The sequence below is a fragment of the Sphingomonas sp. AP28 genome, from assembly GCF_056680455.1.
In genome coordinates this window covers 2,566,604-2,585,491 of the sequence record NZ_CM155283.1, presented here as the reverse complement: position 1 = coordinate 2,585,491, position 18,888 = coordinate 2,566,604, and the positions used below count along the sequence as shown (strand labels likewise).

The 18,888-nt window shown below is 65.9% G+C and carries 20 protein-coding genes and 1 tRNA gene; 11 read left to right on the top strand and 10 right to left on the bottom strand.

What is annotated here, in order from left to right; all coding sequences use genetic code 11:
• The first annotated feature begins 26 nt into the window (after nucleotides 1-26).
• Both AC1MH0_RS11885 and AC1MH0_RS11880 read left to right on the top strand, forming a co-directional pair.
• Nucleotides 27-1,298: a dicarboxylate/amino acid:cation symporter gene (locus tag AC1MH0_RS11885; protein ID WP_480962946.1), complete on the top strand. Its 1,272-nt coding sequence runs from the start codon at nucleotides 27-29 to the stop codon at nucleotides 1,296-1,298.
• A complete protein-coding gene (locus AC1MH0_RS11880) occupies nucleotides 1,273-2,265 on the top strand; it encodes an aldo/keto reductase (RefSeq protein ID WP_480962945.1) in 993 nt (330 codons plus the stop codon). Before AC1MH0_RS11885 ends, AC1MH0_RS11880 begins: the two co-directional genes overlap by 26 nt.
• 141 nt (nucleotides 2,266-2,406) lie before the next feature.
• On the opposite strand, the gene AC1MH0_RS11875 is transcribed toward AC1MH0_RS11880, so the two are convergent.
• Entirely contained in the window at nucleotides 2,407-4,200 is a 1,794-nt protein-coding gene (locus tag AC1MH0_RS11875; protein WP_480962944.1) for a peptide MFS transporter, read from the bottom strand.
• 117 nt (nucleotides 4,201-4,317) lie between these two features.
• Between AC1MH0_RS11875 and AC1MH0_RS11870 the strand changes: the two genes are divergently transcribed.
• Nucleotides 4,318-4,893 carry a nitroreductase family protein gene (locus AC1MH0_RS11870; RefSeq protein ID WP_480962943.1) on the top strand — a complete coding sequence of 192 codons (576 nt, stop codon included), beginning with the start codon at nucleotides 4,318-4,320 and terminating at the stop codon, nucleotides 4,891-4,893.
• A gap of 37 nt (nucleotides 4,894-4,930) precedes the next feature.
• A complete protein-coding gene (locus AC1MH0_RS11865; RefSeq protein WP_307087825.1) occupies nucleotides 4,931-5,287 on the top strand; it encodes a GntR family transcriptional regulator in 357 nt (118 codons plus the stop codon).
• 152 nt (nucleotides 5,288-5,439) lie between these two features.
• On the opposite strand, the gene AC1MH0_RS11860 is transcribed toward AC1MH0_RS11865, so the two are convergent.
• Together AC1MH0_RS11860 and AC1MH0_RS11855 are read right to left on the bottom strand one after the other, a co-directional pair.
• Nucleotides 5,440-6,255 carry an arylamine N-acetyltransferase family protein gene (locus AC1MH0_RS11860; protein WP_480962942.1) on the bottom strand — a complete coding sequence of 272 codons (816 nt, stop codon included), beginning with the start codon at nucleotides 6,253-6,255 and terminating at the stop codon, nucleotides 5,440-5,442.
• A 647-nt stretch (nucleotides 6,256-6,902) separates the two neighbouring features.
• Nucleotides 6,903-8,615 (bottom strand): acyl-CoA dehydrogenase family protein, encoded by a 1,713-nt coding sequence (locus AC1MH0_RS11855; protein WP_480962941.1) that lies wholly within the window; start codon nucleotides 8,613-8,615, stop codon nucleotides 6,903-6,905.
• 46 nt (nucleotides 8,616-8,661) lie between these two features.
• Here AC1MH0_RS11855 and AC1MH0_RS11850 point away from each other — a divergent pair, with 46 nt between their 5' ends.
• Nucleotides 8,662-9,678 (top strand): L-threonylcarbamoyladenylate synthase, encoded by a 1,017-nt coding sequence (locus AC1MH0_RS11850; RefSeq protein WP_480962940.1) that lies wholly within the window; start codon nucleotides 8,662-8,664, stop codon nucleotides 9,676-9,678.
• A gap of 125 nt (nucleotides 9,679-9,803) precedes the next feature.
• On the opposite strand, the gene msrA is transcribed toward AC1MH0_RS11850, so the two are convergent.
• Nucleotides 9,804-10,346 carry a peptide-methionine (S)-S-oxide reductase MsrA gene (gene msrA / locus AC1MH0_RS11845; protein ID WP_480962939.1) on the bottom strand — a complete coding sequence of 181 codons (543 nt, stop codon included), beginning with the start codon at nucleotides 10,344-10,346 and terminating at the stop codon, nucleotides 9,804-9,806.
• A gap of 59 nt (nucleotides 10,347-10,405) precedes the next feature.
• Here msrA and galE point away from each other — a divergent pair, with 59 nt between their 5' ends.
• Nucleotides 10,406-11,419, top strand: a complete 1,014-nt coding sequence (gene galE, locus AC1MH0_RS11840; protein ID WP_480962938.1) for a UDP-glucose 4-epimerase GalE — start codon at nucleotides 10,406-10,408, stop codon at nucleotides 11,417-11,419.
• Entirely contained in the window at nucleotides 11,416-12,249 is an 834-nt protein-coding gene (locus AC1MH0_RS11835; protein ID WP_480962937.1) for an HpcH/HpaI aldolase/citrate lyase family protein, read from the top strand. Before galE ends, AC1MH0_RS11835 begins: the two co-directional genes overlap by 4 nt.
• Here AC1MH0_RS11835 and AC1MH0_RS11830 read toward each other — a convergent pair.
• The 3 genes from AC1MH0_RS11830 to folK form a co-directional block, all read right to left on the bottom strand.
• Nucleotides 12,229-12,867 (bottom strand): phosphatase PAP2 family protein, encoded by a 639-nt coding sequence (locus AC1MH0_RS11830; RefSeq protein WP_480962936.1) that lies wholly within the window; start codon nucleotides 12,865-12,867, stop codon nucleotides 12,229-12,231. The two genes, AC1MH0_RS11835 and AC1MH0_RS11830, sit on opposite strands and share 21 nt — an antisense overlap.
• Nucleotides 12,868-12,914: 47 nt before the next feature.
• Nucleotides 12,915-12,990, bottom strand: a tRNA-Lys gene (locus AC1MH0_RS11825).
• A gap of 21 nt (nucleotides 12,991-13,011) precedes the next feature.
• Nucleotides 13,012-13,521 carry a 2-amino-4-hydroxy-6-hydroxymethyldihydropteridine diphosphokinase gene (gene folK, locus AC1MH0_RS11820; RefSeq protein WP_480962935.1) on the bottom strand — a complete coding sequence of 170 codons (510 nt, stop codon included), beginning with the start codon at nucleotides 13,519-13,521 and terminating at the stop codon, nucleotides 13,012-13,014.
• 22 nt (nucleotides 13,522-13,543) lie between these two features.
• On the opposite strand from folK, the gene AC1MH0_RS11815 reads away from it, so the two are divergent.
• Nucleotides 13,544-14,278, top strand: a complete 735-nt coding sequence (locus AC1MH0_RS11815; RefSeq protein ID WP_480962934.1) for a uracil-DNA glycosylase — start codon at nucleotides 13,544-13,546, stop codon at nucleotides 14,276-14,278.
• Nucleotides 14,279-14,409: 131 nt separating this feature from the next.
• On the opposite strand, the gene AC1MH0_RS11810 is transcribed toward AC1MH0_RS11815, so the two are convergent.
• Nucleotides 14,410-15,447 (bottom strand): MBL fold metallo-hydrolase, encoded by a 1,038-nt coding sequence (locus tag AC1MH0_RS11810; protein WP_480962933.1) that lies wholly within the window; start codon nucleotides 15,445-15,447, stop codon nucleotides 14,410-14,412.
• A gap of 68 nt (nucleotides 15,448-15,515) precedes the next feature.
• On the opposite strand from AC1MH0_RS11810, the gene AC1MH0_RS11805 reads away from it, so the two are divergent.
• The 3 genes from AC1MH0_RS11805 to AC1MH0_RS11795 are packed head-to-tail and all read left to right on the top strand — an operon-like array spanning nucleotide 15,516 to nucleotide 16,735.
• The gene (locus tag AC1MH0_RS11805; protein ID WP_480962932.1) at nucleotides 15,516-16,091 is read left to right on the top strand and encodes a DUF4337 domain-containing protein; all 576 of its coding nucleotides are present in this window, start codon (nucleotides 15,516-15,518) and stop codon (nucleotides 16,089-16,091) included.
• Nucleotides 16,092-16,149: 58 nt separating this feature from the next.
• Complete coding sequence (locus tag AC1MH0_RS11800; RefSeq protein ID WP_480962931.1) at nucleotides 16,150-16,416, top strand: hypothetical protein; 267 nt, start codon at nucleotides 16,150-16,152, stop codon at nucleotides 16,414-16,416.
• A gap of 46 nt (nucleotides 16,417-16,462) precedes the next feature.
• Complete coding sequence (locus AC1MH0_RS11795) at nucleotides 16,463-16,735, top strand: hypothetical protein (protein WP_480962930.1); 273 nt, start codon at nucleotides 16,463-16,465, stop codon at nucleotides 16,733-16,735.
• A gap of 419 nt (nucleotides 16,736-17,154) precedes the next feature.
• Here AC1MH0_RS11795 and AC1MH0_RS11790 read toward each other — a convergent pair whose 3' ends face one another.
• Nucleotides 17,155-17,787: a hypothetical protein gene (locus tag AC1MH0_RS11790; RefSeq protein ID WP_480962929.1), complete on the bottom strand. Its 633-nt coding sequence runs from the start codon at nucleotides 17,785-17,787 to the stop codon at nucleotides 17,155-17,157.
• A gap of 193 nt (nucleotides 17,788-17,980) precedes the next feature.
• Entirely contained in the window at nucleotides 17,981-18,829 is an 849-nt protein-coding gene (gene aguB / locus AC1MH0_RS11785) for an N-carbamoylputrescine amidase (RefSeq protein WP_480962928.1), read from the bottom strand.
• Nucleotides 18,830-18,888: the final 59 nt, after the last annotated feature.

The following is an 18,888-nucleotide window of genomic DNA, read 5'->3' as shown; positions in this document are numbered from 1 at the left end:
AGCGCGGTACATCACGAAGGGCGAGCATGTCGCAGACTACACGCATTCTCGCAGCGCTTATCGGTGGCATCGCAATCGGCATCGCCGCCGCCGCCTGGTCGCCCGCGAACGCGATCGCAGCGACCGCGGTGACGCAGCCGATCGGATCGGCGTGGCTGCACGGCTTGCAGATGGTGATCGTGCCGCTGGTCGTCGGGCTGCTCGTGACCGGGATCGGCGCGACCACCGAGGCGGCGCGCGCCGGGCGGATCACCGTGCGCGCGATGGTGATGATCGTCGTCATCCTGTGGAGCACGACGATCATGTCCGCGCTGGTCACGCCGCTGATCCTCGACGCGTTCCCGCTGCCTGCCGGGCTCGCCACTGCACTGCGCGCCGCATTGACGGGCGCCGCGCCGGTCGGGCCGGTACCGGGGATAGGCGCGTTCTTCGACACGATCGTGCCGACCAACATCGTTGCCGCAGCCTCCAGCGACTCGTTCCTGCCGCTCACCGTCTTCGCGCTGGCGTTCGCGTTTGCCGTGACGAAGCTGCCCGACGATCGTCGCCGCGTGCTGACCGGCTTCTTCCAGGCGGTGGTCGATGCGTTGCTGATCATCATCACATGGGTGCTGAAGCTGGCGCCGATCGGCATCTTCGCGCTCGCCTACGGGGTCGGTGCGCGCACCGGTACGGCGGCCTTCGGGGCACTCCTGCACTATATCGTCTGCGTCTCCGCGATCGGCTTCATCGTCCTGCTGTCCGCCTATCCGATCGGGATGATCGGCGGGCGGGTCGGCTTCGGTCGGTTCGCGCGTGCGGTCGCGCCGGCGCAGGCGGTGGCGATCAGCACGCAGTCGTCGCTCGCCTCGCTGCCGGCGATGCTGAAGGCCTCGACCGATCTCGGCGCGTCGCCCGCCACCGCCGGGATCGTCCTGCCGCTGTCGGTCGCGGTGTTCCGCGCGACCAGCCCGGCGATGAACCTGGCCGTCGCGCTGTACGTCGCGCACTGGCTCGGGCTGCCGATCGGGCCGGGGCAGATGGCGGCAGGCGTTGCGACCGCGGCGATCACGACGATGGGGTCGATCTCGCTACCGGGCACGATCAGCTTCGTCGCCTCGGTCGCGCCGGTGGCGCTGGCGATGGGCATCCCGCTCGAGGTGCTGGGTCTGCTCATCGCGGTCGAGACCATACCCGACCTGTTTCGGACCGTCGGGAACGTGACGATGGATACCGCCGTTACCATCTCCGTTGCAGCGCGGTCCGATCACGTCGGCGCTCAGGAGAACACTCGTGAAGTATCGCACGCTCGGCCCTGATTTCGAGGTTTCCGCGCTGGGCTTAGGCTGCATGCCGATGGCCGGCATCGGCAAGGGCATGTACGGCGAGGCGAACGCCGACGAGAGCATCGCGACGATCCACCGCGCGATCGAGCTGGGCGTGACGCTGTTCGACACCGCCGAGATTTACGGCCCGCTGGTCAATGAGGAACTGATCGGCAAGGCGATCCGCGGCAAGCGCGACGGCGTCGTGATCGCGACCAAGTTCGGCTTCCGCTACGACAAGAACGGGATGACGGGGGTCGACTCCACGCCGGCCAATGTGCGCCGGGCGTGCGAGGGATCGCTGAAGCGGCTGGGGGTTGAGACGATCGACCTGCTGTACCAGCACCGCGTCGATCCGGGCGTGCCGATCGAGGATACGGTCGGCGCGATGGGCGACCTCGTTCGCGAGGGCAAGGTGCGGCATCTCGGGCTGTCGGAGGCTGGGCTCGATACGATCCGGCGGGCTGCGGCGACGCATCCGATCGCGGCGTTGCAGAGTGAGTATTCGCTTTGGGAGCGCGACGTGGAGGACGCGATCCTGCCGCTGTGTCGCGAGCTGGGGATCGGGTTCGTGCCATATTCGCCGCTGGGGCGCGGGTTTTTGACGGGGCAGATTACCGCGCGGTCGGACCTGCCTGAGGGTGACTATCGGCGGAACGATCCGCGGTACTCGGAGGAGAACTTTGCCAAGAACATGGAAATGGTCGCGGTGGTGAAGTCGATTGCCGATGCGCATGGGGCTTCGCCTGCGCAGGTGGCGCTCGCGTGGTTGCTGGCGCAGGGGGACGACATCGTGCCGATCCCGGGGTCGAAGCGCCGGGTTACGCTGGAGGACAGCATGAAGGCGGCGGATATCACGCTGTCGGCGGACGATCTGGCGAAGCTGGATGCCGCGGCGCCGAGGGGTGGGACTGCCGGGCCGCGGTATGGCGAGAAGGCGCTGTCGATGACGCGGATCTGAGAACGCCAATCCTCCCCCGCCAGGGGGAGGTGGCACCGAAGGTGACGGAGGGGGAGGACACGGAACAGAGGTTACCTTTCCTCCCCCTCCGTCTGGCAAGCGCCAGCCACCTCCCCCTGGCGGGGGAGGATTTGCGAAGTCCTACTGAACGCCGTGCATCCACTTCTTGATCAGCGGCGAGATCAGCAGCAACACGACGCCGATCCCGGCCGAGACCAGGCCGATGGTCCAGAACACGCCGGCATAGGTATCCAGGCTGACCTTCAGATTGGTCACCTGCCCGCCGACCGTCTCGACGCTCGCGACCTGCGCAACGACGCCGGCGACATATTGCGCGACCGAGATCGACAGGAACCACACGCCCATCATCAGCCCGACGACGCGCGCGATCGAGAGCTTGGTGATCATGCTGAGGCCGACCGGCGAGATGCAGAGCTCGGCGAACGAGTGGATGAAATACAGCCCGGCGAGCCACCAGATCGCGACCTTGAACGAAGGCCCGACCATGCTTGCGCCCCAGACGAGGAACAGGAAGCCGACGCCCACGCCGATCAGCGCGATGCCGAACTTGACGGGGATCGACGGTTCCAGGCCCTTGGCGGCGAGCTTGGTCCACAGGATCGACATCACCGGCGCCAGCGCGACGATGAAGAACGCGTTGAAGAACTGCGTCTGGCCGGCCGAGATGCTGAAAAGGCCGAACACGCTGAGGTCGGTGTTGCGATCCGCGAACAGCGTCAGCGACGAGCCGGCCTGCTCGAACAGCGTCCAGAACACGACGTTGAACACGATCAGCACCATCGCCGCGAGCATCATCTGGAACTCGCGACGCTCGCCGTTGACGAACGACCAGATCAGGATGCCGGGCACCGCGATCAGGAACGTGCCGAACAGCAATTTGCCCATCAGCGACAGCGAGGCGATGTAGCCGACGATCCCGGAGCCCGGCACCGGCGGCACGGCGTTCATGAGATTGACGAACAGCAGGTAGAAGATCGGGATGCCGAGCAACGCCAGCGCGTAGATGCCGAGCGCACGATCGGGTCCGGTGCGGACCGGGGGCTCGCCGTAGCCGTCGAGCTTGCCGCCATCGAACTGGATCAGCGTCCACGAGGCGAGCATGCCGATCGCGGCGAGGCCGAAGCCTGCCCACCAGCCGACCGCGACCGCGAGGAACGGGCAGAGCAGCTGCGAGAACAGCGAGCCGAGGTTGATTCCCATGTAGAAGATCGTGAACCCGGCATCGCGGCGCTTGTCGCCCTGTGCGTAGAGTTCGCCGACCATCGTCGAGATGTTGGGCTTGAAGAAGCCGTTGCCGACCGAGATCATGCAGAGCGCGAGCAACATGATCGTGACGTAGAAGCTGCTGCGTTCGGCGCCGGATTCGAAGCCGCCCTTCTCCACCGTGCGTGCGGTCGAGCCGTCGGGGGCGAGCAGCGAGACGGTGCCGTCGTCGTTGCCCTTGATCTTCAGCTTGTTCGCGCCGTCCACCAGATAGCGGACTTCGCTGTCGGCTTGATCGACGACTTCGATCGCGTAACGCTGGTTGGCGATCGTCGCGTAGGGCTTGGCGGTCTCGCCGCCGAAGCAGAGCAGCAGATAGCCGAGCGCCATGATGATCGCGCCGAATTTTACGGCACGCTTGGAGCCGAGATACTGATCGGCGAGATAGCCGCCGACCAGCGGCGTCAGATACACCAGCGCGGTGTAGCCGCCGTAGAGCCCGGTCGCCTCGCGGTCGCCGAACACGAAATGCTTGGTGAGGTACAGCGTGAGCAGCGCGCGCATGCCGTAATAGCCGAACCGCTCCCACGCTTCGGTGGTGAACAGCCGCGCGAGCTGGCGGGGATGCCCGAACCAGGTTTCGCCGGAGGCCGGGTTGATATGGGTGATATCCGGCTCTCGCGGGGTATCCGCGGTCGGGGTGTCCACCATTCTTACGCTCCCTGATACTCGTCTTGGCCGCCGTCGAACGCGGGGCCGTTATGGCGCGCAACCTAGCGGCAAAGCTCGGCCTGTAAATATCGCACATCAGGGCTTATCTTTCGGGACATGCTCAACGATCGCTCCACGCCGCTCTCGCTGCTCGCCACCCGTCGCTCGGGAAAGCCGCGCGACCTGATCGCGCCCGGCCCCGATTCCTACCAGCTGGCGACGATCCTCGAGATCGCGGCACGGACGCCCGATCACGGCAAGCTCGCGCCGTGGCGGTTCGTGGTGGTCGGCGAGGAGCACCGCGTGGCGCTATCGACGCTGATTACGGATGCGTACCTCGCGGAACGGCCCTCGGCGTCGCGTACCGAACTCGAGTCGCTCGACCAGTTCGCGCACCAGGCGCCGACCCTGGTGGTCGTGCTGTCGTCGCCGAAGGAGAGCAAGATTCCGCTTTGGGAACAGGAGCTTTCGGCGGGGGCGGCGTGCATGAACCTGCTTCATGCGGTGCATGCGAAGGGGTTTGCGGGCGGCTGGCTGACGGGATGGCCCGCCTATTCGGACCTGGTGCGCGATGCGTTCGGCTCCGCGGCGGAGCGGATCGCCGGGTTCATGTTCATCGGCACGCCGTCGCGCGCGCTCGACGAACGGCCTCGCCCGGATATGGCACGGCTCGTAAGCCATTGGGAATCCTGAGCCTCGACTTTCCGCCAGATTGCTGTATTAGAACAGCATGACAGCGCTCAGCAGCGACGACAGCCCCGTATATATCCGCCTCCGCAGCACGATCGCTGCGGGGATTTTGCGCGGCGACTATCGTGCGGGCGATCAGCTGCCGTCGGTGCGCGCGTTTGCCGCCGAGCAGGGGGCCAACCCGCTGACGGTCGCCAAGGCGTATCAGAGCTTTCAGGACGATGGCTATGTCGAGGTTCGCCGCGGGGTCGGGATGTTCGTGATGCCGGGTGCGGCGGAGGCGCTGCGGGTGGCGGAGCGCGAGAATTTCGTGACGACTCAGTGGCCGCGGATCCTGGGGCATATCGACCTGTTGGGGTTGGATGCGCATGATCTGCTGGAGCGCGAGCGGGTCTGATTTCGGACTTTTGGTCCTGACATCATCAAGCATCAGTACCTCCCCGGCGGAGGCCGGGGTCCAGTTGGCAAGGTCGAGGTAACGAAGCGCTGTCCTTAACGACCAGCGTTTCCCAGCTGGACCCCGGCCTTCGCCGGGGGGGGGGTGCTGCTTCAGAACAACCCCAGCGCCGCGACGTCCTCGACGCTCAGGTCGATCCCGAACAACAGGCTCATGCGGATGCGGTACACGCGCGGGTCTGTGATCTCGCCGACCGTCGTATCAGTCCCCGAGCGCCGGCGGTAGTTGCGCCCGATCAGCGACGCGAAGCCGTTCGGCAGGACGATGCTGGCGATCGGCGTTTGGGTGAAGCGGCTGGCGGGGGCGGTCGAGGTCCAGTGGTTCGACAGTGCGAGATCCGCGTCGAACACTTGCGCGAGGGTGAAGCTGTATTGCGGCTGGAATCCTCCCGTCTCGCCGCGACCGTCGGTGGTCATCGGATCGCCGTCGCGGAGCAGCATCCAGCCTTGTTCGGTGGCTTCGAGGCGGAAGCGTGCGCCGTCGGGGGCGGTTGCCTCGGCACCGTCGGCGAGCGGGAGGACGGGCGTGTAGCTGCCGCCGAAGCCGGTGTCGGCGATCCAGTCCTGGCCGTCGATCGTCACCAGCGCGAAGGTGTGCGTGAGCGGCGGTACGTCGGTGGCGGCTATCCACACGCGGGCCAGCAACGGGCGGGCGGTGAAGCCGAGTTCCTTGAGCGCATCTAAAAAGAGCCGGTTATGCTCGAAGCAATAGCCGCCGCGGCGGGCGGTGACGAGTTTGGCGAAGACCGATGTGCTGTCGATTGCGATGCCGCGGCCGAGGACGACGTCGAGATCCTCGAACGGGATGGCGAGACGGTGCGCGTGCTGGAGGCGGCCGAGGCCGATCGAGTCGAGCGTGGGCCGCGCGGGCATCGCGACACGGAGGAGATAGGCTTCGAGGTCGAACATCGGTCGGGCTTTCAGAGATTATTGCCTCCCATACCGTTCGTTGCGCGGAGCCGTCGAGTGGCGGAGACCTAGTGTTGCATGTGACGCAGCGTCCCTCCCCGCCGTTAGTGCTAGGCGCGGTCGAGTCACCAGTGGTTGGGACATGCCCTTCGACTACGCTCAGGGCGAACGGGAAAGGGGCGCCATCCCTGCTTGTTCCGTCACCCCGGGCTTGTTCCGGGGTCCACCGTTCCGCATTCTCAATTTTCTCGGATCTGCGGAACGGTGGATGCCGGAACGAGTCCGGCATGCCGGCGTGGTTTGCGCTGTTGCGACCAGAGGCGCCCCACGCGATCCTCCCCCGCCAGGGGGAGGTGGCTGGCGCTTGCCAGACGGAGGGGGCGGTAAGGGATCACCGTCGTTGCGCGTCCTCCCCCTCCGTCACCTTCGGTGCCACCTCCCCCTGGCGGGGGAGGATCGTGAGGGACCGTGCGGGTGCCACTCTGCGACAGCCTGTATCGCCATCCCACAAACTACGCCCCCCCCCGGCGAGGCCGGGGCCCAATTGGCACATCGGATGTAACTGGGCACAGCGTCGATCATAACCGTCCCCCAATTGGGCCCCGGCCTTCGCCGGGGCGGGGGGCGGACGGCGGTGCCGCGCTAGATCAAGCCGCGAAGAGTTCCGGCTCGATCGAATACAGCACCGCCGCGCTGGCATTCGCGGCCGCATTGAGGCCCATTGCCTCGGGGACGATCTGGTCGAGATAGAAGCGCACCGCTGCCGCCTTCATCCGGCCGAAGTCGTCGGTGCCGGCAACTTCGCCCTGTCGCTCCATCAGCCAGCCACAGGTGGCGACCGAAAGCATCGTGAGGAACGGGTAGCTCGCGGCGAGCTTGTCATCTGCGTCCGCGGTGGCGAGCTTACGCCCGATCGCTTCGCAGGCGTCGACCAGCGCCAGGAGCCGCTCGTCCTTCGCTTCCGCGCGGATGTCGGCGATCAGCGCGGCGAACGCGCCGCCGTTGTCGAGGCCGAGTTTCCGCCCGACCAGATCCGCCGCCTGGATGCCGTTCGTGCCCTCGTAGATCGGCGTGATGCGGGCATCGCGGAAATACTGCGCGGCGCCGGTTTCCTCGACATAGCCCATGCCGCCGTGGACCTGGATTCCAAGCGAGGCGACCTCGTTGCCGAGATCGGTGCCGTGCGCCTTGGCGAGCGGCGTGACGAGTTCGAGGCGGTTGCGCGCGGCACGGTCGCCGAGGTTGGCGCGGTCGACTTGGCCCGCCGCGTAGTAGACGAGTGCGCGGGCCGCCTGCGTCTGTGCCTTCATCCTCATCAGCATGCGGCGGACGTCGGGATGCTCGACGATCTTGACCGAGTCCTTGTTCGGCGAGCCGGCGCGGGCGGACTGGACGCGGTCGAGCGCATAGGCGACCGCGCCCTGGGTGGCGCCCTCGGCGACCTGGACGCCTTGGAGGCCGACGTTGAGGCGGGCGTTGTTCATCATCGTGAACATCGCGCGAATGCCGCCGAGTTCGGCGCCGATCAGCTCGCCGATACAGTCGTCGTTGTCGCCGAAACTCAGCACGCAGGTGGGGGACGCGTGGAGTCCCATCTTGTGCTCGATCGAGACGACGCGGACGTCGTTGAAGTCGCCCGGGGTGCCGTCATCTTGGAGGCGGTACTTGGGGACTAGGAACAGCGAGATGCCCTTCGTGCCTGCCGGTGCGCCTGGCGTCCGCGCAAGGACGAGGTGGACGATGTTCGGCGCCATGTCGTGATCGCCGAACGAGATGTAGATCTTGGTGCCCTTGATCGACCACTTACCGTCGCCGAGCGGGGTGGCGGTCGCGCGAAGGGCGCCGACGTCGGAGCCGGCCTGCGGCTCGGTGAGGTTCATCGTGCCGGTCCATTCGCCGGTCGCGAGATGGGGGAGGTAGAGCGCCTGTTGCTCGGGCGAGCCGTGATGCTGGAGCGCCTCGATCGCGCCGACGGTGAGCGTCGGGCAGAGCGCAAAACCCATGTTGGCCGAGCCGAGCGTGTCGAGCACCGCGGTCTGGATCGCGAACGGCAGGCCCTGCCCGCCCCATTCCTCCTCGACGCCGATTCCGCCCCAGCCGCCCTCGACGTAATCCTTGTACGCCTGCGCGAAGCCGTCGGGCATGACCACGCCGTCGGGGGTCCACTTTGCGCCGACGGTGTCGCCGGTACGGTTGAGCGGGGCCCATTCGCCCGACGCCAATTGCCCCACGCCTTCGAGGACCGCGTCGACGACATCGTCGCTGGCGGCGGCATAGCGTTCGGTGTTCGCGAGTTCGCCGATCCGCACGACATGGTCGAGCACGAAACGCTGTTCGGTGGTTGCTGGAGTGAAGGCCATCGCATCCTCTTATCGCTACGGTTTGGACCCGCTATACGCCTCGGAAATGGCGCGTCCACACCCACAAATCCGCCGCTACGGAACGGCCGCGCTGGCGCAGGCTGCCGCGCTGATTCGCGCAGGATGCATCGTCGCCGTGCCGACCGAGACGGTGTACGGGCTCGCCGCGGATGCAACCAATGCTGAAGCGGTGGCGCGGATTTATGCCGCGAAGGGGCGGCCAAGTTTCAATCCGTTGATCGTGCACGTGGCGGATCTGGCGGCGGCGGAGCGCATTGCGATGTTCGATGCGGATGCCCGGGCGCTGGCGGCGGCGTTCTGGCCGGGGCCTTTGACGCTGGTGCTGCCGGTGCGGGGGGATTCGGGGATCGCTTCGCTGGTGACGGCGGGATTGGATACGATCGCGGTTCGCGTGCCGCGGCATCGGGCTATGCAGGGGTTGATCGCCGCGTCTGAGCGGCCGTTGGCGGCGCCTTCGGCCAATGCGAGCGGGGGGATTTCACCAACTACCGCCGCGCATGTTGCGGGGAGTTTGGGGGGAAACGTTCCGTTGATTATCGACGACGGGGCGACGGAGGCTGGGTTGGAGTCGACGATCGTGTCGGGGCGGGCGGTGTTGCGGCCGGGGCCGGTTACGGCGGAAGCTGTTCGGCAGTACTTAGAGCCCCCCCCCCCCGGCGGAGGCCGGGGCCCAATTGGAACGTCGGATGTAACTGGGCACGACCTGCATCATCACCGTCCCCCAACTGGGCCCCGGCCTTCGCCGGGGGGGAGTGGGGTGACTGCGCCGGGGCAGCTTGAGAGCCATTATGCGCCGAACAAGCCGCTCCGGTTGAATGCGACCGAGGCCGGGTCGGGTGAGTGGCTAATCGGGTTTGGCGAAGTGACGGGCAACGTGACGCTCTCTGCATCTGGCGATCTTATGGAGGCCGCCGCCAAGCTGTTCGACCTGCTCCACGCGGCCGATGCGAACGACCGCCCGAAGATCGCTATCGCGCCGATACCTCGCGACGGTATCGGCGAAGCGATCAACGACCGCCTTCGCCGTGCCGCACATCGTTGAAAGAAGAGTGGGTCACGCGAAGACGCAAAGGCGCGAAGAAGTTTAAGTATTTCGACAAGCCGGGACGGGCATACCTAAGCTCATCATCTCTGCGCCAGCGCGCCTTCGCGTGAACCCATTCTGTCTTACGCGCTCACCGCCGCCTTGGACCGTGCGGCGAAGCTCTTGCGAAGCTTCTGCAGCTTCGGGGGAATCACCGCCATGCAATAGGGGTTCGAGCGGCCGGACGTTTCCCAGTAATCCTGGTGATAGCCCTCGGCCTCGTACCACGTGTCCATCGGCTCGATGGTCGTGACGATCGGCTTGGGCGAATCCGCCTGTGCCCGTTCGAGCGCCGCCTCCATCTCGGCCTTCTGCGCGTCGTCCGCGGGGAACATCGCCGAGCGATACTGCGTGCCGACGTCGTTGCCCTGCCGGTTCAGCGTCGTCGCGTCGTGCGTCGCGAAGAAGATGTCGAGCAGGTCCGCGAGCTTCAATTGCTCCGGGTCGAAGCCGATCCGGATCGCCTCGGCATGCCCGGTGTCGCCGCCGCAGACCTGTTTGTAGGTCGGGTTGGGCACGTGCCCGCCGATATAGCCGCTCTCGGCGCTTTCCACGCCGATCACGTCCTTGAACACCGCCTCGGTGCACCAGAAGCAGCCGCCGGCGAGCGTTACATAATCCGTCATCACGATCTCCTTTCTCCCAAGATAGGAAGTCGCTACCCCGCAACAAAGAGGAGACACGCATGATCGACGGTCCAAAGCTCAACGGTAAGGTTATGGTCACGGGCGGCGCCGGGTATATCGGCAGCCATGCGGTATTGGCGCTGTTGGACGCGGGATACGACGTCGTCGTGGTCGACAACCTCGTCACCGGGTTCGACTGGGCGGTCGACCGCCGCGCGGCGCTGGTCGAGGCGAACGTCGCCGACGATGCCAAGGTTCGCGCTGCTATCCGCGAGCATAACGTCAAGGCGATCATGCATTTCGCGGGGTCGGTCGTGGTGCCCGAGTCAGTCAGCGATCCGCTCAAATATTACCGCAACAACACCGCCGCCAGCCGTGCGCTAATCGAGAGCGCGGTGGTCGAGGGCGTGGCCCATTTCATCTTCTCGTCGACCGCGGCGACCTATGGCACGCCCGAGAAGGTGCCGGTGGCGGAGGGTGATCCGACCGTGCCGATCAACCCGTACGGCATGTCGAAGCTGATGACCGAGGCGATGCTGCGCGATGTCGCCGCGGCGCACCCGATGAACTACGCGGCGCTGCGATATTTCAACGTCGCCGGCGCCGATCCGCAGGGGCGCAGCGGGCAGTCGACGGTCGGTGCGACTCACCTGATCAAGATCGCGGTCGAGGCGGCCACCGGCAAGCGCGGCCATGTCGGCGTCTACGGCACCGACTTCGACACGCCCGACGGCACCGGCGTGCGTGACTATATCCACGTCACCGACCTCGCCGCCGCGCATGTCGCTGCGCTCGAGGTGCTGATCGCGGAGCCGGCCAAGAGCCACACGCTCAACGCGGGGTACGGCAAGGGTTTCTCGGTGCTCGACGTGCTCGATGCGGTCGACAAGATCACCAACCGGACGATCGAGCGCAGGCTCGAAGGGCGTCGCGCGGGCGATCCGGCGATGCTGATCTCGGACAACAGCGCGATCCTGGAGCGGCTCGACTGGACGCCGCGGCACGCAGATCTCGACGGAATCGTCCGCGATGCGCTGGCGTGGGAGCGGGCGCTGGCGGAGAAGGGCCGGTGAGACTCCGCTCGCTGCTGTTCGTGCCGGGCGATCGGCCCGAGCGGATGGTCAAGGCGCTCGGGCTGGGGGCGGATGCGCTGATCCTTGACCTGGAGGATTCGGTCGCGCCGGGCGCCAAGGTCACGGCACGCGAACACGTCGCGGCGTTCCTTGCCGAGCCTCGGACAATGCCGCTGTTCGTGCGAATCAACCCGCTCGACTCGGGGCTGGCGGACGACGATCTCGCAGCGGTCCTCCCCGGCATGCCCGATGGGATCATGCTGCCCAAAGCCGAGGGCGCGACCTCGCTCGCCGCGCTCGATGCTCGGCTGAGCGGCGACATCGCGATCCTGCCGATCGCGACCGAGACGTCGGCGGCAATCTTCGCGCTCGGCAGCTATGGCGGCGTGACGCAGCGGCTGGCCGGGCTGACCTGGGGGGCGGAGGACCTGCCCGCGGCGATCGGTGCGGCGACGTCGCGCGAGGCTGATGGGTCATACACCGCGCCGTACCAGCTTGCCCGGTCGCTGACTCTGTTCGGCGCGCATGCGGCGGGGGTTCCTGCGATCGAGACGGTCTATCCCGATTTCCGCGATCTGGACGGACTCGCCGCTTATGCAGCACGGGGTCGGCGTGACGGGTTTACGGGGATGATGGCGATCCATCCGAGCCAGGTCGCGGTGATCAAAGCTGCCTTCACGCCGTCGGCCGAAGAGCGCGCCAAGGCGCAGGCGATCGTCGACCTGTTCGCGGCGAACCCGGGCGCGGGTGCGTTGCAGATGGATGGCAGGATGGTCGACGCACCGCATCTGAAGGCGGCGAAGTCGGTGCTAGCGCTCGCCGCCGATTGAGGTGCGCACGCGAGCGGTCGCCAGCCACCAGGCCAGCGCCCAGAGAGTGCCGAAGCTCCACCCGGCCAGTACGTCGCTGGGCCAGTGGACGCCGAGATAGACGCGGCTGCAGCCGATCGCGCCGACCAGCAGGATGGCGACCACGAGCAGATAGGCTCGCGTCCCGCGATCCTGCGTCACCTGCGAGGCGAGGCCGGCGAGCGTGAGATAGACGATCGCGCTGTTTGCGGAATGCCCGCTCGGGAAACTCATATGCGTGACGGTGACGAGGTGCGCGACGATGTCGGGGCGCGGGCGTGCAACCTGCAGCTTGACGAGTTCGACCACGATATTGCTGGTGACGCTGGCCGCGACCATGGCGGCGGCGGTCAGCCAGAGGCGCTGGACGATCAGCAGGCCGGCGGCGACCACCACGACGATGGTCAGGACGATGCCGCCGCCGAGCGCGGTGACGTCGGCGGCGACCTTGGGCAGCCATGACGGCCCGCCCCACGCGCGCAAGCCGAGGATGATCGACCGGTCGAACGCAAACGGCCAGTGATCGACCGCGAGACCGACGAGAAGAATGAGGCCGAGCCCAACGGCAGCGACCGACGCACCGGCGAGAACCGCGGGCACGTGCCGCCGCTTGCCAGTTTCGGGCGCTGCAACGCCCGAGGCATCGATGGTGGGTCCGCCGGGGCTCGAACCCGGGACCTCTCGATTAAAAGTCGCTTGCTCTACCAACTGAGCTACGGACCCCCGCCATCGTGGACCGCGCACCTAATCGCGTGGCCGCTTTCGGTCAACCGATTGCGCCAATTGCCGTATCGTTCGCCCGGTCAACGGATCGCGCCACCTCGGGATCAGCCCTGCGAGGGGGCCGAGCACGAAGCTGCGGGTGCGGAAGGCGGCGTGGGGAACGGTGAGGCCGGGGGACGACCATGCGCCGCGGGCCCAGAGGAGGATGTCGAGGTCGATCACGCGGCTGCCCCAGCGGCGGCCGGGACGTCGGCCGAACGCGCGCTCGATCCGTTTGAGGCGGATCAGCAGCGCGGCGGGATCCTCCTGCGTTTCGATCAGGGCGACGGCGTTGGCGTAGCGGCGGTTCGAGGGGCCTAGCGGTGCGCTGGCGACGGTCGGCGAGCGTGCGACGACGGTGCCGAGGGCTTCCAACGCGGCGGCGATCTCGTGCTCGGGGCTGCCGTGACGGCCGCGCCGGTTGGAGCCTAGCGCGATCGCGTAGGTGGTTGCGGCCTGCGCGATCATCGGGTGCGGGGTTGCAGGCGACATTTGGTCCGCCTAGCGCAATACCATGGATTCCACACCTTACACCTCCGAGCTTCCCGAAACCGTCGAAGAGACCAGCGACGTCGACGTCACCACCGTCTTCGCGCCGGTCTCCGCGCTGCCCGAGACCGAGCCGTCGCATGACTGTCCGCTCTGCCCGCGGCTCGTCGCGGTGCGCGAGCAATTGCGGACCGAGTTCCCGACGTGGTGGAACGCGCCCGTCCCCGCGTTCGGCGATCCGGCCGCGTGGCTCGGCATCATCGGCCTGGCGCCTGGCAAGCATGGCGCGAACCGCACGGGCCGCGCGTTCACCGGCGATTATTCGGGGCAGTTCCTGTACGAGACGCTCGGGCGGTTCGGGCTTGCGACCGGGACGTATGGCGCCAAAGCCGAGGACGGGCTGGCATTGGACGGCGCGATCATCCTCAACGCGGTGAAGTGCCTGCCGCCCGAGAACAAGCCGACGCCGGAGGAAATCCGCACCTGCCGGCCGTTCCTCGAGACGCAGGCGGATGCGGTGCCAAGCGCGCGCGTTTTCGTGGCGCTGGGGCATATCGCGCATCAGTCTGCGGTAAAGATGCTGGGTGGGCGGCTGCCCAAGGCGCGGTTCGCGCATGGGGCGGAGCATGTGATGCCCGATGGCCGCGTGCTGATCGATAGCTTCCATTGCTCGCGGTACAACGTGAATACGGGCATGCTGACGGCGGAGATGTTCGACGCGGTGTTCAAGCGGGCGCTGGAGTTACGCGGGGCAGTTTGAGCGGCGGTCTTTGCTCCCCTCCCTGGAAGGGAGGGGTTGGGGTGGGTCGGTGTCCGGATCGCGGATCGGTTGCGGCTCGAGCGGACCTACCCACCCCCTGCCCCTCCCTTCCAGGGAGGGGAGTTGGACGACTACTCGACCACCCAGGCCTCGCCGGCCTCTGGCGTGCGGAAGCGGTTGGCGGGGATGCGTTCGCGGATCAGCGCGGCGCGGAGATGCTCGGGCGGTTCGTTGATACCCTCTGACGTCAGTTCGAACGTGCCCCAGTGGACGCCGATCGCATAGGCCGCGCCGAGCTGTTCGAACGCGGTCACCGCCTGGTCCGGGCCGATATGGTTGTCGGTCTCGTGCCCCGCAAAATGAAACGCGCCGATCGGCAGGATCGCGAGGCGGACCGGGCCGGCTGCGCGCGCTTCGGTTGCCCAGTGCATGTCGCCCGGGCCGGTGTCGCCCGCGAAATACAGGTTCCCACCGGGCAGCGTCACGGTGAAGCCCGCCCATAACGTCTTGTCGCGATCGCCGGGGTCGTATTCGCTCCAGTGGTGCGCGCGGTCGACGATCACGTCGATTCCGGGGCGCAACGTCACCCGCCCGCCCCAGTCGCGCGCGACCGCATGGACGCCGCTGCGCGCGAGGATCTGGTCGTTGCCGAGGCCCGTGACGATCAGTGGTTTGTCGCGGTGCCAGAGCGTTCGCATCGCACGCATGTCGAGGTGGTCGCGGTGATCGTGGCTAAGCAGGATCAGGTCGATCTTCGGCAGGTCCGCGAGACGCACGCCGGGTTCGCGGACGCGCTTCACGCCGACGAACTGGACCGGGGACGAGCGCTCGAGCCACATCGGATCGGTCAGGATGTTGAGTCCTTGCGTCTGCACCAGCACGGTCGAATGGCCGATCCAGGTGACGCGCATCCTCTGGCCCTCGACCCGGGCCGGGGGCCGCGTCGGGGTTACGGGGACTTCGGGCCAGCTCCGATAGGGGGGCTTTACGAGATTACGGAGCAGCGCAACCGGGCCCTGCTTCTGCTCGCCGGTGCTGCCCTGCATGCCGTCGGGGTTGAAGAAGCGCGTCCCGTTGAAGTGATCGCTCGGCGGCATGGTCTTCACGGACGGCGTCGCGCAGCCGGCGAGCAGGGTGAGAGCGAGCAGTATCGAGCGGGGGCGGATCATGGCGCGCTGACGAATATGTCACTCGATCATCAGGGTCCAGTCACGCGCGGAGGGCCAGAGCGACCAGCATGGACGATGATTTCGAAGTGCGCGGGTTGCATGAGCAACTGTCGGAAGAGCGCGCCGCCAAGGGTGAGGCATTCGACCAGCGGATCGCTTTGTTCACCGCGATCCTGGCGACGCTGGCGGCGGTGACCAGCTTCCTCGGCGGGCATACGCAGAACGAGGCGCTGCTGCACAAGAACGAGGCGGTGCTGATCAAGGCGCAGGCGTCCGATGCGTGGGGCTATTACCAGGCGGAGGACCTGAAGCGGCATATCGCGGAGATGGAGGTCGACCTCGCGCCGCCTGGGTTCGATGCGGCTCGGATGGCGGCGCACCGGGCGGATATCGCGCGGTACAAGGCGCGGGGGACGGCGTTGAAGCGGGAGGCGGAGACGCTCGATCGGCGCTCGGCGGCGGCGGATGGGGAGTCGGACGAGGCGCTGCGGCCGCATACGAAGCTGGCGCTGGCGGTGACCGCGATCCAGGTGGCGATCGCGTTGGCGTCGATCACCGCACTGACCGGGCGGCGGTGGTTGCTGTGGGTTGCGGGTGCGGCTGCGCTGGTGGGGGCCGCGTTGGCGGGGCTGGCGTGGTTCTAATCCGATCCTCCCCTGCAAGGGGAGGTTGCGCGCGGACACTGCGCGATGAGAGTTGCTGTTGCAGTCTACCGATGTGAGCGATGACCGCACCTTCCTGCTCTTCACCCTTCGGCGCGTCATCGACAACGGCGATGTGACCAACGATGAGCTTAAAGCGGCAATCACCGAGCCGGTTCGCCTGCGCGGCGCGGAGCGCAAGGCGTGGTACGGTCTTAGCTATTGGGCCGATGATGACGACATTCGCACAAAGGACCCGGCGTATGCAGCGTCCCGTAGGCGGCAGCTTGCGGACCTACTAATCGCGTTAGACGAGAAGAATGGCTGATAACGCTGCAAAAGCTGCCTGTGGTCAACGATTTGGAGGAACTCTGATGAAGTACAGCGTCCTGTTAGGTGCCGTTGCGTTGATGAGTTGGCCGGCGTCGTCGCAAGTTCCCCGGTCCATGCCATATCCGACAACTGCGCAACTTAACGCGGCCGGAGATTATTATCAGTTTCGATCGCGTCAGGATGGTCGTTCGTTAACCGACTTCTCCAAAGATCGGCGTGAATGTCTGACCCGCCGCAAGACGGGGCGCGTCGAATGTAGGACGCGCGAGCAGTGGCAGCGGCTTGCAGCCCGTATCGGCACCAAAGATCGTTGAAGGCGATTTCCTCATCGGCGGGCCTATCGACGCGGGCGTCTCGATCGCCATTCTAAACCAACATTAAAGCTGATCTGGACCGTTCGTTGATCTAAACAGCCAATAATTGGTAGAGTATGCAGTGCCGGTTTTCTCAAAGGAGTCCCCGAAAGCAGACCGTCTGCAATCCTGCACATCCCGGCCATCCCGCTTACGCCTATAGTCGGCGTTCCGGGTCTATATCGAATTCCCGATTGCTGCCGTTCGTTAGTCCGAACAGTTGGTCGCGGCTCTAGTGCTGTCGGAGCGCGCACGGCGCGCGATCGCAGCGTTTCCGGGTTTCGGTCATGTTCAGGGGGCCGCCGCCCCCTTCCTTGCCGCTCGACAACCTGTTGCTACGCCGAACCCGCCGCCAGTTCGTCGCGATGGCATGGTATCGGTCAATCCTTGAAGAGGAGAACCTCCTCGCTGATGTGGCCAACTTTAGACGACAACATATGATCTACATATATCTCCAAATTGCCCGTTCGCATTCGATCACAGAATAGTGCGTCCTCTCCTACGAATTCGCCATTAGGCAAGGATGTAGTTTCAAAGATCGGATAGAGGGGATCGCCAAGTGCTTGAACCACCGCCCCCACATTCATCAGGAGGAATCCGAAGCCAATACGATCTACCGCTTCCACCTGATCGCTTGATACTTTGTTAGCGTTTGTATCGACCAGATTCCATTTTCCGCCTGGGTCCTTTTTCACTGCAACAGGAATGAGGTCCTTGCTTCTACGTGGATAGTTAGCCCCGACAATGGAAAGTTGATGATTCAATAACCGTAATAGCGCCTGTGGTGGGAAACTATGGTCAGAATCTAGCCACAAAACATAGTCCGCCCCCCATTCCCTCGACCACTCGAACAATCGAGTGCGAGACTGTACCAGAATTGAGCTTCGAGCAATTAAAGTCTCAATCTCAAGGGCCGGATCGTGCCGGACACTGTAGGCAACCAAGCGCGATAACGAAAATGTGAAATCAGCTTTCGTATCGCCATGGCATGGTATGCAGATTGCTACTTTCATCACGGTAGCCTGCCGCGAGTGACGAAAAATGTCGATGTCCGATCGCGATGCTGACTCCTCCTTTCGAGCCATTCCGCTGTCGCACCAACCTCCCCGAAAGCGGTCAGATCGTTATCCTGCCCTATCGAGAGCGCATCACTTCTCCGTCATTACTGCGCGCTGCCACCTCCCCTTTCAGGGGAGGATTAGGTCGTCAGATGTCCTGGACCAGCCTTCCGTACAGGTCGGGGCGGCGGTCGCGGAAGAAGCCGAAGGCGGCGCGGTGGCGCTTGACGATGTCGAGGTCGATCGTCGCGGTGATCACGCCTTCGTCGTCGCGTCCTAGCTCGGCGAGGATGTCGCCGCGCTCATCGGCGATGAAGCTGGTGCCGTAGAAGGTCTGGCCGTGCTCGACGCCGACGCGGTTGGCGGCGACGATCGGCACGACGTTGCTGACGGCGTGGCCGACCATGGCGCGGCGCCACAGCCTTGCGGTGTCGAGCGAGGTGTCGTGCGGCTCGCTGCCGATCGCGGTGGGATAGAACAGCACTTCCGCACCCATCAGCATCATCGCGCGGGCGGTCTCCGGATACCATTGGTCCCAACAGACGCCGACGCCAAGTTTGCCGGCGGGATGCGGCCAGACCTTGAAGCCGGTGTTGCCGGGGCGGAAGTAGAACTTCTCCTCGTAGCCGGGGCCGTCGGGGATGTGGCTCTTGCGGTAGACGCCCTGGACGTTGCCGTCGGGGCCGACCATCGCGAGGCTGTTGTAATGATGCGGGCCGTCCGCCTCGAAGAAGCTGGTCGGGATGGTGACCTTGAGCGCTTCGGCGAGCGCCTGCATCGCGAGCACCGCCTTGTGCTCGCCGACGGGGGCGGCGTTGGCGAAGAGGCCCTCGTCCTCGACGCGGCAGAAATACTCGCCCTCGAACAGCTCGGGCGGCAGGATCACCTGCGCGCCCTTCGCGGCGGCCTCGTGGACGAGGCGCGACACGTTGGCGATGTTGCGGTCGATGTTGGGCGTGAAGCCCAGCTGAAGCGCGGCGACGGTGATCTCGGTCATGGCGGCGCATATAAGGTGACGTGACATGGAGTGCGAGCCTTCTTGGTGTTCCCCCGCGG